This window comes from Citrobacter sp. 50677481 (genome assembly GCF_001463265.1).
GTDB lineage: Bacteria > Pseudomonadota > Gammaproteobacteria > Enterobacterales > Enterobacteriaceae > Citrobacter_A > Citrobacter_A sedlakii.
Genome location: NZ_LNHZ01000054.1, coordinates 46,374 through 63,717 on the forward strand (window position 1 = coordinate 46,374; position 17,344 = coordinate 63,717).

At 55.0% G+C, this 17,344-nt stretch carries 15 protein-coding genes; 4 read left to right on the top strand and 11 right to left on the bottom strand.

Annotated features, from left to right (window positions below):
* Positions 1 to 6: 6 nt before the first annotated feature.
* From APU02_RS14260 to APU02_RS14310, 11 genes are all read right to left on the bottom strand, one after another.
* Complete coding sequence (locus APU02_RS14260; RefSeq protein WP_229264118.1) at positions 7 to 1,005, bottom strand: fimbrial protein; 999 nt, start codon at positions 1,003 to 1,005, stop codon at positions 7 to 9.
* A gap of 62 nt (positions 1,006 to 1,067) precedes the next feature.
* Positions 1,068 to 1,691: a fimbrial protein gene (locus APU02_RS14265; protein ID WP_060570366.1), complete on the bottom strand. Its 624-nt coding sequence runs from the start codon at positions 1,689 to 1,691 to the stop codon at positions 1,068 to 1,070.
* Between the two features lie 18 nt (positions 1,692 to 1,709).
* The gene (locus APU02_RS14270; protein WP_060570367.1) at positions 1,710 to 2,453 is read right to left on the bottom strand and encodes a molecular chaperone; all 744 of its coding nucleotides are present in this window, start codon (positions 2,451 to 2,453) and stop codon (positions 1,710 to 1,712) included.
* 43 nt (positions 2,454 to 2,496) lie between these two features.
* Positions 2,497 to 4,971 carry a fimbria/pilus outer membrane usher protein gene (locus APU02_RS14275; RefSeq protein WP_060570448.1) on the bottom strand — a complete coding sequence of 825 codons (2,475 nt, stop codon included), beginning with the start codon at positions 4,969 to 4,971 and terminating at the stop codon, positions 2,497 to 2,499.
* Between the two features lie 63 nt (positions 4,972 to 5,034).
* Positions 5,035 to 5,583: a fimbrial protein gene (locus APU02_RS14280; RefSeq protein ID WP_060570368.1), complete on the bottom strand. Its 549-nt coding sequence runs from the start codon at positions 5,581 to 5,583 to the stop codon at positions 5,035 to 5,037.
* A 75-nt stretch (positions 5,584 to 5,658) separates the two neighbouring features.
* Positions 5,659 to 6,189 carry a fimbrial protein gene (locus tag APU02_RS14285; RefSeq protein WP_060570369.1) on the bottom strand — a complete coding sequence of 177 codons (531 nt, stop codon included), beginning with the start codon at positions 6,187 to 6,189 and terminating at the stop codon, positions 5,659 to 5,661.
* 453 nt (positions 6,190 to 6,642) lie between these two features.
* A complete protein-coding gene (gene napF, locus APU02_RS14290; protein WP_239692872.1) occupies positions 6,643 to 7,146 on the bottom strand; it encodes a ferredoxin-type protein NapF in 504 nt (167 codons plus the stop codon).
* Between the two features lie 29 nt (positions 7,147 to 7,175).
* Complete coding sequence (locus APU02_RS14295; protein WP_042291009.1) at positions 7,176 to 7,772, bottom strand: molecular chaperone; 597 nt, start codon at positions 7,770 to 7,772, stop codon at positions 7,176 to 7,178.
* Positions 7,773 to 7,862: 90 nt separating this feature from the next.
* On the bottom strand, positions 7,863 to 8,633 hold the full coding sequence (locus APU02_RS14300; RefSeq protein ID WP_042291011.1) for a DmsC/YnfH family molybdoenzyme membrane anchor subunit: 771 nt from the start codon (positions 8,631 to 8,633) through the stop codon (positions 7,863 to 7,865).
* Complete coding sequence (locus APU02_RS14305; RefSeq protein WP_042291014.1) at positions 8,626 to 9,252, bottom strand: DMSO/selenate family reductase complex B subunit; 627 nt, start codon at positions 9,250 to 9,252, stop codon at positions 8,626 to 8,628. The genes APU02_RS14300 and APU02_RS14305 overlap by 8 nt, the downstream gene beginning before the upstream one ends.
* 13 nt (positions 9,253 to 9,265) lie before the next feature.
* Positions 9,266 to 11,698, bottom strand: a complete 2,433-nt coding sequence (locus APU02_RS14310; protein WP_060570371.1) for a DMSO/selenate family reductase complex A subunit — start codon at positions 11,696 to 11,698, stop codon at positions 9,266 to 9,268.
* Between the two features lie 284 nt (positions 11,699 to 11,982).
* On the opposite strand from APU02_RS14310, the gene APU02_RS14315 reads away from it, so the two are divergent.
* The 4 genes from APU02_RS14315 (at position 11,983) to dcuB (ending at position 17,311) form a co-directional block, all read left to right on the top strand.
* On the top strand, positions 11,983 to 12,870 hold the full coding sequence (locus APU02_RS14315) for a nickel/cobalt transporter (RefSeq protein ID WP_239692873.1): 888 nt from the start codon (positions 11,983 to 11,985) through the stop codon (positions 12,868 to 12,870).
* 120 nt (positions 12,871 to 12,990) lie between these two features.
* A complete protein-coding gene (locus tag APU02_RS14320; RefSeq protein WP_042291020.1) occupies positions 12,991 to 14,622 on the top strand; it encodes a sensor histidine kinase in 1,632 nt (543 codons plus the stop codon).
* Positions 14,619 to 15,338: a two-component system response regulator DcuR gene (gene dcuR, locus APU02_RS14325; protein WP_042291022.1), complete on the top strand. Its 720-nt coding sequence runs from the start codon at positions 14,619 to 14,621 to the stop codon at positions 15,336 to 15,338. Before APU02_RS14320 ends, dcuR begins: the two co-directional genes overlap by 4 nt.
* A gap of 632 nt (positions 15,339 to 15,970) precedes the next feature.
* Positions 15,971 to 17,311 (top strand): anaerobic C4-dicarboxylate transporter DcuB, encoded by a 1,341-nt coding sequence (gene dcuB / locus APU02_RS14330; RefSeq protein WP_042291024.1) that lies wholly within the window; start codon positions 15,971 to 15,973, stop codon positions 17,309 to 17,311.
* Positions 17,312 to 17,344: the final 33 nt, after the last annotated feature.

A 17,344-nucleotide genomic window follows, 5' to 3' on the forward strand; every position in this document is an offset into this window, starting at 1 on the left:
CCCTCCTTACTGGAATTCAGCCACGACCGTGGCCGACGCGTGAAATTCGCCTTCCGGAACTGTCGACGTCGCGCTTTGGGCGATCGGTGCGGCAACCAGATTCCAGTCGCCCTCGTTATTCGCAAATCCGGGCACGTTATAAAAGGTGTTCGGCTTAATGAGATTGCGCTGAGCGTCGCGTAGCGCAATACCCAGCATCGAACGATCGACGCCGCCGGTGCCCTGCGTGCTCAGGTACGAGCCGTCCGTGAAGGCCGGGTTAGGCTGCTGGATACCAAGCTTGATATTCAGCGCCCCCTGGGAAAAGCTGCCGCCTTCGCACTTCACGTGAATCGGCACGTGCTGGCTGAAATTATTGCCGTCCAGCGCGCTGCCGGTGCCCGGAATCGTGCCGAAATCAACGACAATCGGCGTCCCCTGGTTCACCACGCACTTATCCGGTACAGTGATCACCCCGGAGGCGATGGTAATGCGCGATAACGGCGTGCCGCCGATGGCCCCTGGCCCGAGACGCCCAAACAGCTTAGCGATTTCGGACCCCTGTAAGTTCACGCCGTTGATAATGGGTTTGGTGATCATAAAGGTCACCCTTCCCTTAGCCCCGGAAGCAAACTCGTTATCCAGAATCGTACTCGGCACGTTGCAATAGTTTTGCTCAATCCCGTTGGACAGACCTGTAAACGGAACCACTTTATAGTCCCGCACCGTTCCGCCGATATAGATCTCAATTTTGACGTCCATATAGTCATTGAGCTTCAGATAATCCGGGTTGCTCCCCTGCTGGGTTAACGTCGCCTGCGCCGTGTAGTACACCGCCTGATTCGTCATCGGCACAGAACAGTAAGCGCGGCCCTGGAACATCCCGGCCAGGTCAAACGTATCCGTATAGGTTGACCCTGGCTGATTATTGGTAATGTTCGTATTGTTAATGTTGACCATATAGTCATAAGTGCCGCCGACCGGCTCAATTTCGCCATCCACCGCCGACCATGCGGCTCCCGGCATCCCGAGTGCGCAAGCCACCAGTACAGCCGACGCTTTGCGGCGCAACAGGCCTGATACATTCATTACAGATACTCCATCTTCAGGCGCACCAGGCTACTAAACTCACCGGCGCTGACGTGGGTGCCGGTAGACTCCAGCGCCGCCATAAAGCTCAGCTCGCTGTCGCCGTTTTTAATCAGCCAGGGGGCATGGGTCTGCCCGACGTCCAGCGCATTGCCGCTTTTATCCAGCAGGCGAACACCCGCGCCGCGGGTGGTACCGGTCGTGCGCAGCAGTTGCGTATTGTTGATATCCGCCTCGCCGACAAACGTCATTTGCACGGCCTGCTCGCCAGTGCTATACGCGCGCCAGTCTTCGCCGGTGGTACGGGAAGCCAGGCTTCCCCGCGCCTGCGACGCCCCTTTCAGGCAATCTTTCAGATACAGCTTGAAGCGCACCGGCTGGCTGCGATCGCCCGCCTGATGAAAACGCTGGGCGCTAATGTCACCCAGTTCGACGTCCTGGATACGTCCCTGTGTCATAAACACGCAGGGAGAGGCATACACCGAGCCGTGAAACCGGACAATGCCGCTATCTTCGCCGACCTGCTCCAGCGCATTGTGCTGCGGCTGTACCGGTACGTCCGCCGAACTGGAAAACGTCACGCCCATCGCCAGGAGGGCAATACATGGAAAAGGATTTTGCATTGTCAGGTTCCTTCTTGATTAACCCTGTTGAGCAGGCGGCAACGCTTTACAGGTGTTGCCATCGCAACGGAATTTCAGTTCCGGGTGACCGCCATAGTCATTCACAAACATCATTGAGAACTGATTGACGCTTGCGTCTGTCACATCAAACTGCTTGCTTGATTTCGGCGCGACCATGATCCCCGGGAATTTGGTGATCTTCTGTCCGGCGCCTTTCGACAAGCCAAGAATGGTGATGTAGTAAGGCGTCGGGTTCTCGGCCGTCATCTTGCTGCCGTTCTTATGGAACACCACCTGATCCTGCCAGACTTCACTTTTTGACTTCGGGATCACCGCCGCCGGGCGGTAAAACAGCTTGATGCGCGACTGCATCGCCAGCTGTAGCGTGTTCGGTTTGTCCGGCTTCGGCGGGATCTCCCGGACGTTGAGATAGAACAGGCTCTCTCTGTCCTTCGGCAGCTTTTCGATACCGTCGGTTTTGGTCACGCGCGCGATCCCTTTCTGCCCACCGTTAATCCGCTGTAGCGGAGGTAACACCAGCAGCGGCGACGTGATCTTGTTCCCCTTCTCATCTTCCACCCATGACTGGGCGAGGAACGGGACGTCCGGGCTGGTGTTGCTCAGATTGGCGCTTGATGACGCATCTTTCTCCGTAATAATCACGCGGGTCCGATCCAGCGAGACGCCTGCCTGCGCATAGCCGCCGACTGTGCACAGCGCTAACGCCGCCAGCAGGTATCCGTTATGTCTTTTTTTGCTCATTTTTGGCCTTTTATTACAGTGAGATAGCTCGTTCATTCCGGCGTTAGCGGCACGGCAATAGCGCGTCCGCACGTCCCTCTGCCGCTCCCGGCGGTATCGTGATCTGGCACTGCTTTTTGCCGCCCCACATCACGTTCAGTGTTTCGTTGGCATTGACCCCGGCAAGCCAGGCTTTGCCGTCTTCCAGCACCATCGCGACGCTGACGCCGTCGGCGTTATACACTTCCGCGCCGAACGGCGGGACGCTGTTATCCGCGAGGCGCAGCGTGCCCATCATCTTCATCCCTTTCGCCATGCCGAAGGCCTGATAACCAATCGCCCCTTCGGTAAGCGTCGTGGTGCTGATGGCTTTCGACGGTTCGATATCGCTGGCCATTGCATCCACATCCACGCGGGTGTCGAAGCTGTTGTAACTCACCACGTCCGGCACCACGGCGATACCAAAGCGATTGGTGCGCGACTTCTCGCCGTTGAGCGGGACGCCGCCAATACCGTTGGTGTCGACCATCACCCGCGCGGTGTTCAGCGTCGCGCCGCTGTTATGCATCGCCGCGCCGTGTCGGGTCGCCGTAAAGCCGCCACGTAACGTGGTGCTCAGCGCCATGTATTCATTCTGGCGATAGCTGGCGTTGGTATTAATTTCCGCCACCTGCGAGCGATGGTTGTAATAACCGTCAACGCTGGCGTTGCCTTGCTGGCTGGCGCCTGCGCGAATACGCCACAGATTGTTGAAGTCGCTGTTGTCGGAATAGGAGGCCATCGGGCTGGTTTTGCCGTTGTTGGTCTGCACATCCAGCCCCGCCCATCGGTTGTCGCCCACCGGTACTGACAGGGAAAATGAGATAGAGTCATCTTTACGCCCTTTATAGTCCGTACGATAAGCAGAGAGATTGGCGGTAATACCGTTAATGTTTCCAATACGGAAAGAGCGTCCCACCGACATGCCGTAACGGTCCTGGCTGCGCTTATCCCAGTAGTTCTGATGCGTCCAGGTCAGGAAGACCGTGGTCGCTTTGCCCGGTTCGTCAGCCCAGAACGTTTTATTCCCGGTAATGGTATAAAGTTCTTTTTCGCGGCCCAGGTGGTCATAGCCTTCGTAGCGCTCATCGAGGTATTGCGCCATTGAGCGGAAATCTTCCTGCGAGAAGCGGTAGCCCGCGAAAGTGATGGAGCTGTGGTACTCATCAAACGTTTTCGCGTAGCTGAGCTTATAAGAAGTCCCTTTGAGCCGTTCGCCGTCCGGCTTGCGGCTCCAGGACTCGGTGGCATCGACCGATATCGCGCCGAAAAGGTTGAGGTCGCGGCCAATACCCAGCGAGGCGGCGGTGTATTCTTCACCGGAGGATTGCAGGCCGCCGTACAGCGACCACGCGTTGCTGACCCCCCAGGAGAAATCGCCGGAGAGGAAGGTTGGCCCCTGAAGCTTATGGTTGTAGCGCGACGGCGTACCGCCCGAAATGTTGTAGCGTACATAGCCCGGACGCGTTAGGTACGGAATATTGGCGGTGTTCACCTGGAAGGTAGAAACCGATCCGTCCTGTTCTTCCACGCGCACATCGAGCGTACCGCGCACCGAACTGCGCAGATCCTGAATATTAAACGGACCGGCGGGTACGGTGGTTTCATAGATAACGCGCCCGCTCTGGCTGACGGTGACTTTGGCGTTCGTACGGGCGATACCGTGAATTTCGGGGGCATAGCCCTGTAGCGCTGGCGGCAACATCCGCTCATCGCTGGCGAGGTTGATCCCGGTGAAACGCACCGTGTCAAATACCTGCGAATTCAGGTAGATCTCACCGAGCGTCAGCTTTGCCGCCATCATCGGTAACGGACGGTATGCGTAAATCTGATTCCAGTCGAAATCGAACTGATGGTTCTGGCTGTAGTAGCTGGTCTGATACTCGCCGCGCAGACGCCAGCCGCCAATATTGGCGCCCGCCTGGCCGTAGCCGGAAAGCGAACTGTAGTTTTCATGATCGTTGAACTGGCGGGTAATCTGCCCGTTGAGGCTGTAGTCGAAAATCAGCCCGGCGATGCCCTGATCCCAGCGTTCGGGAGGCGTCCAGTCAGGATCGTTATATTTCATCCACGCCTGCGGCACTGTGATCTCCAGTACGCCGGCATAGTTGCTTAATTTCGCCCCCGGCAGGCTTTGCAGTGAATAGCAGTTTTCATACACCTGAGTAACCTGCATACGCGCGTCTTCTTTCAGCGCCAGTTTGTCCAGCAGGTCGCCATTAATGCACGGCAGCGTGCGTTTGCCTTCGGGAGCATCAATATAACGAATCTTCTCCTGCCCCACCGGCTGGCCATTGATACGAATATCTAACAGGTAGTCGCCAGGGGTAACGTAGTTGTCCGTCGCAAAGCGCGACAGATCGATACGCGTACGATCTGCAGCATCCAGGACATCGGTATTAAATTCAACGCTTTCTTCCGCCCACACCGGTGCCGCATAGCAGCAGCTCATCACATGAAGGGCTATTATCGTTATCTTTGTTTTTAATTTTACCGACATGATTTTCATCCCGAATAAATCCGTAAAAAACGTCCTGCTTCCCGCTACGTTATTGTTATTTTGTTAGTTGTAATCCATAAAAAATTGCGCAACGGCTGTAAATTCACCCGCCTTTATATATTTCTCTACCGGCACCAGTGATGCGGTAAATTTTAAATCGTTATCACTGTCGCTCAGTTCATATCCCCGGGAAGGCTGCCCAAGCGTTAATATTTCACCGTGGCTGTCACGCAGCTGAATGCCAAAACCGTCCGCCTTGCCGCTAATTAATAATGTAGTCGGATCGGATGCCGCCGCGCTGCCAATAAAAGTGACTGAGGCATAAGGATACAGCGAACCGTCATTGCCTCTTTTTACAATCGAGCAACCGGTAAGGCGTACCCGAAATGGCCGCGTAATATTGCCTTCATCATTGCGGTTAATCTGGCTGGCAGACACATTGCCAAATTCGACTTCCACATCGCGGCTTGTCGGGTCCAGACTGCAAGCGGCTTCAATGAGCTCACCGCTCATGGCTAATTTTCCCGGCGTCACGGTTGCACCTGAAGCAGAAGCCGATGCCACCAGAGCACACAAATACAGCGAAATAACGCTTGCGTTGCCTGATTTCATGTTGTCCCTCCCTGGTACGAATAACGCGCTGAAATAAGTGCGGGAATCGCTCCCGCACTCAGACCTGCAAATGGATTACTGGTAAGCAATCTCGAAGTTAACCGTTGACTGGAAGGAACCAGCCGCCACGGTCGCGCTCGCGCTTTCTGCTTTCACATAAGCCACAAACGGAATGGTATTGGTGCCGTTAACCAGCTGAACCGGGGTAGTCGCCTGGCCCCAGACCACGTCCTGGCTGGCGCTGTCGCGCAGGCCGATACCTGCGCCAGACGCGGTGCCGGAAGTGAAGGCTGCGAGAGTGGCATCAGTCGGGTTCACGCTGGTCGGGTTGTAAGACACTTCAGCGGTAGAAGCGACGGTGGTGTCGCAGTGCTGCAGTTCGATGTTCTGATGCACGTTACCGGCGCGCGCACCGTTTGCCAGTGCAGAAACAGGGATCTGACCAAAATCAACAACAACCGGGCTGGAACCTGGCGCCAGACCGCAGGCGGTATTCACCAGTTCACCCTGAAATTCGATCTGGCCATTCGTCGTGTCAGCTAATACCGACATAGAGCCCAGAGCAGCAGTGAAAGCAACAGCCATAGCAACTTTATTCAGTTTCATAACAATATCCTGTTTGTACCAATATCCTGAGAAATAAAGAGTCATCACGTCGCGATCGATATTTCGCTCTGTAGAAAACAACTCTTGGTTTTGTTCCGGAAATGTTCTGGTAATAATTAAAGTTGAAATTATTCAATCTTAATTACCGCCATTCCTTCGAACTGTGCAAAATGATATCAAATCAAAAATTCACCACAAAGCACTACATTTGCTATGGAAAAGATACGCATTGATAACTCGCAAAAACAAAAAACAGGATGTTATATCTCGCGAAGCTGTGTGATTAATCCTAAACACATGAGGAATTGAGGCGGGAATATTCCTAAGACATAAAAAAAAGACTTAGGATAATTCATATAAACGGCAGAAATAATTTTTCTAACAACACTCGTGAATAAGCGGAAACGCGATGAATAACGTTTAATTCAGGAACATCCTCGCTTATTTCAACCCCTACCGCTCCAGCCTAACGGCATCGTAACCGCACTGCACACGGCATTCTCCGCAGCCGTTACAGCGTTCGGCATCCACCGTGGGGACACCGCTGGCGCTGATAGCGCAGGCCTGTTCCGGGCACGCCTCCACACACTGATTACAGGCGCGCGCCGGGTTTACGCAGGCGTCGTGAAACACGGGACGCAAACCAGTGTCCGGACGCATTTGTGGACGCAGCGCGCCGGAGGCGCAGGCGGCGATGCACAACCCGCAGCCGTCGCAGCTGGCGTAGTCAATTGCCAGCTGTGGGAAGCCATCGTCGTGCGGCGACAGAATGCCCATCGGGCAGGCATCAATACAGTGATGACAGCGGGTACATTGCACGCTAAAAAGCGCGTCTGGCAACGCGCCCGGCGGCAGAGGGTGGGAAAGGTGAAAAGAGGCATTTTCGGGCGCGGTATGTTTTGCCGCGCTGACGAAGGCGCGAAACAGCCCCCGGCGGCTCACGTGCCGGTGAGTCATCAGTTCCTGATAATATTTCTCCGATTTATTCATCCGAAATAAAGCCGTTTCGCTGGCGGTTGCAACGCCTGCTGCTGTTCAACGTCCCGCAGATAACATTCCGCCACCGCAGCAAGACGGGAATAGAACGGACTGATCGCGTTGGCATGCAGCAGCGCGAGATAGCGATACCCCCACGGCAGTAAATGTGTTTCCAGCAGCGTATTCGCGGCGGCGTCATTCCCCTGCTCAAGCAGCGCGCTGTAGGCCAGCAGCATCAGTCCGAACTGATCTTCCGGTTCGGTATGGCGGGCGTCAAAGGCCATACCGTGAGACTGTAAAAACGCACGGTATTCTGCGGTTGTGTCGCCCATCAGCAGGTTATCCCGCTCCAGCCAGACCGATCCCCAGGGCGGTACAGGCATGTCGCCCTGCCCTTCAAACAGGACCGAAAACTGCCAGGCCAGCGCGTCCGCGTCGGGCTGCGGCCAGTCGGCGCATAAACGTGAGATCGGCGTCAGATCGCGCCACGGATACAGCTCCGGCAGCGTCGGCAGACAGTCGATAAGCGCCTTGACGTCTGGCTTTTCCGGCGACCAGTAAAACAGTGCGCCGAGGATACGCGGTAATACGGCACGGGTTGGCATAGTAAAGCTCCTGAAAAATGCCTGAGTATTGCCTGTTGGCGCTACGCTTGTCAGGCCCACAGGTTAGCGCCGCAGGCCTGACAGGTAGGGTTACATCGGCAGCGTCCAGAGATTGTAGAACGCGATACGGCCAACTAACTCCGCGGCGATCACCACCAGCGCCGTCGCCGCGAGCACCGCTACGTTCGTTTTCAGTCGCGACCAGACAACCACGCCCACGATACCCGCCGCCAGCAGCACCGCCTGCGCGGTGAACCAACTGGCTTGCGCCGCGGTCAGGGCGCCGTCAGCGCTCATAAGCGTCGACATATAGCCAGGACGCAGACAGAAGCTGACGAGGATCGCCAGCACGCTGATCAACAGTCCCAGGCGCAAACCAAACAGCCCGGCGAGAATACCGCCGCCAATGAGCGGCGTCAGCACCATCATCACGGTGGTATAAGAGGAACGCCACGTCACTACCGTTGGCAACTGGTAGATCTGCGGAATCGCCAGAATAAAGACCACGCCGACGATCGCCGCCAGCCACACCAGCCCCTTACACAGCGCGGCGCCACGGTTGAGCAGAAGCCCGAGGGACCCCAGCCCGCCCAGCGTAGCAAACACCGCCGACAGCACGATTTCATTGCTCATAGGCGAATGCCCGACGCGCAACAGCATATTCAGCGCGCGCAGCGGCTGGCCGACATGGAAGATCCCCAGCAGGACGCCAACACCAAACAGACACATGACGGAAAACAGCCCCACCGCCATTCGTCGGGCGTCAATCTGCCCGAGCGTGCCGCCGATCAACAGCAGAATAAACGCCCCAACCGCGCTTTGGGTAAAGACGGTAAAAAAGACCAGCGGTAACTCATGCATGGCGCACCTCCCCCATGTTCACAATTGCCCCTTCCTTGTCCCCCGACGCGCGCGCCTTCGGGTGCGGCTTAATAATCAGGTTAGGATGGGTAAACGACGCGGACGGCAGCGGCGCGATTTCGTTTTCACTGCCATATTTCGCGCGCAGCTCGTCGATCGGACCAAAATCCAGCGCGCGCTGCGGGCAGGACTCCACACAGATCGGGCGCAGATTACGCTCCAGGCGGTCGAGACAGCCGTCGCACTTGCGCATGACTTTCGCCTGCGCATCGAACTGCGGCGCGCCGTACGGGCAACGCATTTCGCAATATCGGCAGCCCACGCAGACGCTATCATCCACCAGCACCAGACCGTCCTCTTCACGCTTGTGCATCGCCCCGGTCGGACAACCAGAGACGCACACCGGCTCGTCGCAATGGTTGCAGGCAATAGAGAGATAATAGGTAAAGGTGTCGTTGTGCCAGCTCTCGCCCTCTTTCACCCAACTGCCGCCGCCGTATTCATACACGCGACGGAATTTCGGGCCGACGTCCAGATCTTTGTTATCCTTGCAGCTGACCTGGCAGGTTTTACAGCCGGAGCAGCGCGAGGAGTCAACGTAAAAGCCATACTGTTTCATTGTGGTTCACTCCTTAAGCGCGTTTGATATCGACCAGGTTGGTATGCTGTGGATTCCCTTTCGCCAGCGGCGACGGCAAATGGCTGGTCAGAGTGTTGATGCATCCGCCAACGTCCACGCCATTGCTGTCCAGCCGGGTCCACGCGCCCTGCGGCATCGCCACTACGCCCGGCAGAATGCGCTGCGTTACCTTGCAAGGGATCGCCACGGTCCCGCGATCGTTAAACACATGCACCAGGTCGCCGGACTTAAGCTGACGCGCGTTAGCGTCGATCGGGTTGATCCACACTTCGTCCGGAACCGCTTCATGCAGCATCAGCACGTTGGTATAGGTAGAGTGGGTATGGCCTTTGGTATGGAAGCCGCTCAACTGGAGCGGGTATTTTGCCGTCAACGCCTTGTTCAGGTGCGACTCTTTTACCACGCAGAACTCCGGAATCGCCGGAATACGATCGCCTTCCGGTAGTGTCCAGGCTTTCTCCAGATCCGCCAGCGCCTGAGAATAAATCTCGATCTTCCCGGATGGTGTGGTCAGCGGGTTCGCCTCGGCATCGGCGCGGAAGTCGGCAAACGCCAGGCTTTGTTTTTCTGTCGCGACGCGCTGATCGATCACGCCCATCTCTTTCGCCACCGACCACTCCGGCAGATACGGACGCTTTTCGCGGATCTGCTGATAATGCATTTCCGCCCACTGCGCCTGGGTTCGCCCTTCGGTATATTCCTCGCGCAGCCCCAGGTGTCCGGCAATATCGGCGCAGATGTCATAGGTGCTGCGCACTTCCCACATCGGGGTCACCGTTTTTTGGAGGGCGATCATATAGTTGTGCGACCCTGCCGCGTAAGAACTGTCAACCAGATCTTCCGCTTCCAGATAGCTGGTTTCCGGGAGCAGGATATCGGCGTACTTCGCGCTCGGCGTCATATGGTTTTCAATGACGATAATGGTTTCGCACAGCGTTTCGTCAGCGAGGATTTTACGCGTACGGTTGGTTTCACCGTGCTGATTCAGCAGGGTATTACCGGCCTGATTAAAGAATAATTTGATACCGGTTTTTAGCCGCTCGGCGTTTTTCACCCCCATCGTGGTGGCAGTCATTTTCTCCGGACTTTGAATGGCGTCGGTCCACAGATAACAGGGAATGGAGGTTTTTACCGGGTTGGTCAGAATTGGCAACAGCGGTACGCCGTACGGTGTACCGTATGGCCAGTTACCATTATTGGTGCCTGGCAGGCCGAAATGGCCGGTTAACGCGGGCAGCGTCTGGATCGCGCGCACGGTCTGTTCGCCATTGGCGTGACGCTGCGGTCCCCAACCCTGACAAATGTAGCAGGCGCGCGCCGAGGCGATATCCCGCGCCAGTTGGCGGATGCGCGCCGCCGGAATACCGGTGATATCCGCCGCCCACTCTGGCGTTTTCGCTATCCCATCATCGCCAGTGCCCAGCACGTAATCTTTATAGCTGGCATTCGGCGCCGCGCCTTCCGGTAGCGTACTGCTGTCATAGCCGACGCAGTATTTATTGACCTGTGCTTCGTCAATAAGCTGCTCGCTAATCAGTGTATGGGCGATACCGGCCACCAGCGCGGCATCGGTGGTCGGGCGAATCGGCAGCCATTCCGCATGTTCCGTCACCACTGAGTCGGTATAGCGAGGATCGATAATGACTACTCGCGCTTTAGAGGTCTCCAGCGCGCGACGCAGTTCTTCCACCTGCCCGCCGCCGGACATACGCGTTTCAGACAGGTTAAGGCCAAACAGCACCACCAGATCGGAATGGGCTATTTGGGTGAAGTGGCTGCCCACGTAGGTGCCGTGGGTGTAAGGCGTCGCAGTGGCGATTTGCGCGGTGGAGTAGGTGTTGTGATAGTTCAGATAGCCGCCGGTAAGGTTAAGCAGACGCTTCCAGGCTGGCGATCCCTGGGTGTGATAGTACGCGCCGGACTGATAGTTATAGTAAATCGCTTCGCGGCCATATTTCTCCGTCACGCGCTTCATTTCCGCAGCGATAAAGGCGGTCGCTTCGTCCCAGGAAATACGTTTGAATTTTCCTTCGCCACGTTTACCCACGCGCTTCATCGGATACTTAATGCGATCCGGGCTGTAGACGCGCCAGCGGCTGGAACGGCCGCGCAGACAGGGACGTATCTGGTGCTCGCCAAAGACCGCGTCGTCTTTCGCATCTTCCGGTTCGATACGTACGATACGATCGTCTTTAACGATCACCTTTAGCGGGCAGCGGCTGCCGCAGTTAACGAGGCAAGCGCTATGGCGGACGGTTTCGCCATTCGCGGCGGGTGTCGCATCGGAAGGGGTGTCGGCGTGGGCAGAGGTCGAAAAAGGAAGGGTTATCGCGTTACTCAGGGCAACAGCGGCCCCCACTTTCGCCGTGCCGGTGACGGCATCTCGTCGGGACAATTTGGCGTTGAGCCACTCTTTTATTTCCATGTTTTATTTCCCACATTGCATCCATAGTTATTATTAATAAGTAATCAATTCTCATCATAAAGGAGTATGCTTGTCAGACGATTGACTATGATCAAGCGAAAAATCCCAGACGAAATAATCTTCCCCTCAGATTCCGCGCGGCTTAGCGAGAAATTTCCCTTTAGCGAATAGCAGCAGTTATACTTTTTACGTATTCATCACCGGGTTTAATTATGTCCCTGTTACAACGCACCCCCTCGCGACGTCTGACGCTGGCCTGGCTCCTGACCCTGACGCTGTTGATCATGGGATATACCCTGCATCTACACTGGGGGGCGTTTATTCAGTGGTGTCTGGCCGCGCAAATCACGCTGCACCGTTATCTGGTGATGTACCTGCTCCAGTTAAATAATCATCAGTACAGCGGCGGGTTCTGGCTGCTGATCGGCGCGTTTATCTATGGCGTGCTGCATGCGGTGGGCCCGGGGCATGGGAAATTCATCGTCACCACGTATCTGAGCGCCAATAAAGAGAGTTTGCTGGCCGTGCGGGTTGTGCCGTTTATAGGCAGCCTGATGCAGGGGGTGAGCGCGATTCTGTTCGTGTTTATTCTGGCGATAGGCTTTAACTTCGCCTCAGGCGATCTCAGTACCAGCCGCTGGTATGTCGAGAAAATCAGCGCCGTGTTAATCGCCGGTTTTGGCGGATTTCTGATTTATCAGGCATTTCTGTCCCTGCGTCCCGTCACCTTTACACGTTTTACGCGCGTAACGCCCCAGCATCTCCATAATGAGAAGTGCGGATGTGGTCATCACGGAGTGGGACGCGACCTGACGGACAGCAACTGGAAAACCCGTCTGGGCGTAATTCTCGCCATCGGCGCCCGCCCCTGCAGCGGCGCTATCATGATCCTGCTTTTTTCCAATGCCCTTGGCATTATCAGTTGGGGGATCGCCGCGGTCATGACCATGTCCTTTGGCACCGCGCTGTCGATCATGGGATTGTCGCTGGCGGTACGCTATGCGCGTAGTCAGACATTGGCCTGGTTTGGTACAGGCCATCCCGTGGCGAAATGGCTCGCGCCCGCGGTAAAAATCATCGGCGGCGTGCTGCTGATCCTCTTTGCCGCCGTGTTGTTTTTAACGGTGATCCCGATTAGCGCGAACGGTGACTATATCGCCGCCGGTTGTTAACCTGCAGGGCGCAGAAAATATCTGATAGTGACTCCAGACCCTGCGCTTTTTCCCCACCACCTTTGAATTACGCGTCTCAATAGGGATAATAACCCCACGAATTGTGAATCCGGGACCACCATGAGATACCCCCTGCCCTACCGCAAGCTGCGTAAACGGCCGATGAAACTCGGTACGACGGTGATTTTGATGGTCAGCGCCGTCCTGTTTTCCGTGCTGCTGGTGGTACACCTGATTTACTTCTCGCAAATCAGCCACATGACGCGGGAAGCATTGGCTGATAAAGCGCTGGCGGTGGCGCGAACGCTGGCCGATTCTCCGGAAATTCGTCAGGGGTTGATGAAAAAACCCGAGGAGAGCGGAATTCAGGCCATCGCCGAAGCGGTGCGCAAGCGAAACGACATGCTGTTTATCGTCGTGACCGACATGCAAAGCCTGCGCTATTCCCATCCCGAAGCCCAGCGTATAGGGCAGCCGTTTAAGGGCGACGATATTTTGCTGGCGCTGGATGGCAAAGAGAATGTCGCCATCAATCGTGGCTTTCTCGCCAAAGCGCTGCGCGTTTTTACCCCCATTTATGACGAGCAACACCGGCAGATTGGCGTGGTGGCGATAGGCCTTGAACTGAGCCGGGTGACTGAGCAAATCAATGACAGTCGCGGCAGCATTATCTGGTCGATACTCTTTGGCGTGCTGGTTGGCCTGCTGGGGACGTGGGTGCTGGTGAAGGTGCTTAAGCGCATCCTTTTTGGCCTTGAGCCGTATGAAATCTCTACCCTCTTCGAGCAGCGCCAGGCGATGTTGCAATCCATAAAAGAAGGGGTAATTGCCGTAGACGCCAGCGGCGAAGTCACGCTGATCAACGCGGCCGCGCAGGAACTGCTCAGCTACCGCAAATCACAAGATGACGCGCAGTTGTCCACGCTCAGCCATGCCTGGTCGCAGGTGGTGGATTTAACGGAAGTGCTGCGCGACGGCACGCCCCATCGCGACGAGGAAATCAACATTAAAGATCGGCTGCTGCTGATCAACACCGTACCGGTGCGCAGCAACGGGAAAATTATCGGCGCGATCTCCACCTTCAGGGACAAAACCGAGGTCCGCCAGCTTATGCAGCGGCTCGACGGTATGGTTAACTATGCCGACTCACTCCGTGAACGCTCCCACGAATTTATGAATAAATTGCATGTGATTCTGGGTTTGTTACATCTGAAGCGTTATAAGCAACTTGAAGACTATATTATAAAGACTGCGAATAACTATCAGGAAGAAATCGGCTCGCTACTGGGTAAAATAAAATCACCGGTGATCGCCGGATTTTTACTCAGTAAGATTAATCGCACCTCCGATGCGGGGCACAAACTGCTGATTAGCCACGACAGCCAATTGCCGGACAGTGGTAATGAAAATCAGGTTGCGGTATTGATCACCGTGCTCGGAAATTTAATTGAAAACGCGCTCGACGCGTTAGCGGAACAGCCAGGGGGCGAAATCAGCGTCTCCTTATACTATCGCAATGGCTGGCTACATTGTGAGGTCAACGACGACGGTCCGGGCATTACGCCGGAGCGTATTGACTCGATTTTCGAAAAAGGCGTCTCGTCTAAAGGAACTGGACGCGGCGTAGGTTTAGCGCTTGTTAAACAACAGGTTGAAAGTCTTGGCGGCAATATTTTCGTGGAATCCGAACCCGGCGTTTTCACACAATTTTTCGTACAAATACCCTGGGATGGGGAGAGGGCCAGCACATGATCAATGTCTTTATTATCGATGACGATGCGATGGTTGCGGAGTTAAACCGCCGTTATGTCGCACAGATCCCCGGCTTTCAGTGCTGTGGCACCGCCCCGACGCTGGCGAAAGCCAAAGAGGTTATTTTTGACAGTGACACCCACATCGATCTGATTTTGCTGGATATCTACCTGCAAAAAGAGAACGGGCTGGATCTGCTCCCTCTCCTGCATGCCGCCGGATGTAAAAGCGACGTCATCGTCATCTCCTCCGCCGCCGATGCCGCCACCATTAAGGATTCGCTGCACTACGGGGTGGTGGATTATTTGATCAAACCCTTCCAAGCATCGCGCTTTGAAGAAGCGCTGACCGGCTGGCTGCAAAAGAAACGGGACATGGATAAGCACCAGTACTTCGAGCAGTCGGAACTGGACCAGTTGATCCACGGCAGCGCGTCAAACGAGCAGGACACCCGTCGCCTGCCGAAAGGGCTGACGCCGCAAACCCTGCGCACGCTCTGCCAGTGGATAGACGCCCATCAGGATTATGAGTTTTCCACCGACGAACTGGCCAACGCGGTGAATATTTCGCGTGTCTCCTGCCGTAAATACCTTATCTGGCTGGTTAATTGTCATATTCTGTTCACCAGCATCCATTACGGCGTGACCGGCCGTCCGGTATACCGTTACCGTATTCAGGCAGAACATTATTCTTTACTTAAGCAATATTGCCAGTAGAAGATAAATTCACCGTCGGCCATTATTACGTTATCTATTGGTAACAATTATTGCAATAATGAAAAATCGGCAACGTAAAAGTAAAAAGAAGAAAGAGAATACATTGTGCCAGATCAAAATGAATTTGCTGGCCGTATTTCTTTCGAGCCGAAATTATTGCCAGAGGTCACATTGTTTTTAATTTCAAAAACGCTAACAAAAGTTAATAAAGTATTAACTCACCAGTGGAGTGTGTATTTTTAACCACAAAGGAGTAGTCTGGAAATATAACCGGACGAATAAAAAAAGATAAACAGTGGCAATGGAATCGATGCTGCAGCTTAAGGATAAGCGCATTTCGTGAGCAGAGTAGATGTTCATAAATTTCATAACGATACAACAAGAAGCACACGCCTTGCCTCTGCTCTCCTTTTCAAACCTGCCCATCGCCGGGAAGCGCTGCTTCCTGAGTATCATAAAAGCCGATTCGCATCGTCCGCATAAACATGACGAATGCTTATCGAATGTTTAGAAATTAATCACGTTTCAGACGCAACGCATATTCGCCAGGCTCTGCGCCCAATTCACAAAAAACAGAACATGGCTGTGATCGATTTATCAAAATTGATGAGTTTTATCGCGAGGGTAAATAAATGCTATTTAGTATACAACTTCTAATAATATTAATATGTTTGTTTTATGGCGCCAGAAAGGGCGGTATCGCGCTGGGTTTGTTAGGCGGTATTGGCCTGGTCATTCTGGTGTTCGTTTTCCATCTCCAGCCGGGTAAACCGCCTGTCGATGTCATGCTGGTTATCATCGCCGTGGTCGCCGCCTCGGCAACGCTACAGGCTTCCGGCGGCCTGGACGTCATGTTGCAGATTGCTGAAAAGCTGCTGCGCCGCAACCCAAAATATGTCTCTATTGTCGCGCCGTTTGTGACCTGTACGCTGACCATTCTTTGCGGTACCGGTCACGTGGTGTACACCATTTTGCCGATCATCTACGACGTGGCGATCAAGAATAACATCCGCCCGGAACGCCCTATGGCCGCCAGCTCCATCGGCGCGCAGATGGGTATCATCGCCAGCCCGGTATCCGTAGCGGTGGTTTCGCTGGTCGCTATGCTGGGTAACTTCACCTTTAACGGTAAGCACCTGGAGTTCCTCGACCTGCTCTCCATCACCATTCCGTCCACCCTGCTGGGCATTCTGGCGATCGGGATTTTCAGCTGGTTCCGCGGTAAAGATCTGGACAAAGACGAAGATTTCCAGAAGTTCATCTCCGTACCCGAAAACCATCATTATGTGTATGGCGACACTGCCACGCTGCTGGACAAAAAACTGCCGAAAAGCAACTGGCTGGCGATGTGGATCTTCCTGGCGGCTATTGCTGTCGTCGCGCTGTTGGGCGCCTTCTCTGAGCTGCGTCCGGCGTTTAACGGAAAACCGCTGTCAATGGTGCTGGTCATTCAGATGTTCATGCTGCTGACTGGCGCGCTGATTATTATCCTGACGAAAACCAATCCCGCTTCAATCTCTAAAAACGAAGTCTTCCGCTCGGGTATGATCGCCATTGTGGCGGTGTACGGGATCGCGTGGATGGCGGAAACCATGTTCGGCGCGCACATGACCGAAATCGAAAGCGTGCTCGGTGAAATGGTGAAAGAGTATCCGTGGGCCTACGCCATTGTCCTGCTGCTGGTTTCCAAGTTTGTTAACTCGCAGGCGGCGGCGCTGGCGGCTATCGTTCCTCTGGCGCTGGCTATCGGCGTTGACCCGGCGTATATCGTAGCGTCTGCGCCGGCGTGCTACGGTTACTACATTCTGCCGACCTATCCAAGCGATCTGGCGGCGATTCAGTTCGACCGTTCCGGTACGACGCGCATTGGTCGCTTCGTCATTAACCACAGCTTTATTTTGCCAGGTTTGATTGGCGTCAGCGTTTCCTGCGTGTTTGGCTGGATCTTCGCCGCCATGTACGGATTCCTGTAAAGGTTCCCCCGTGCCGCTTCTTTTCGGGCGGCA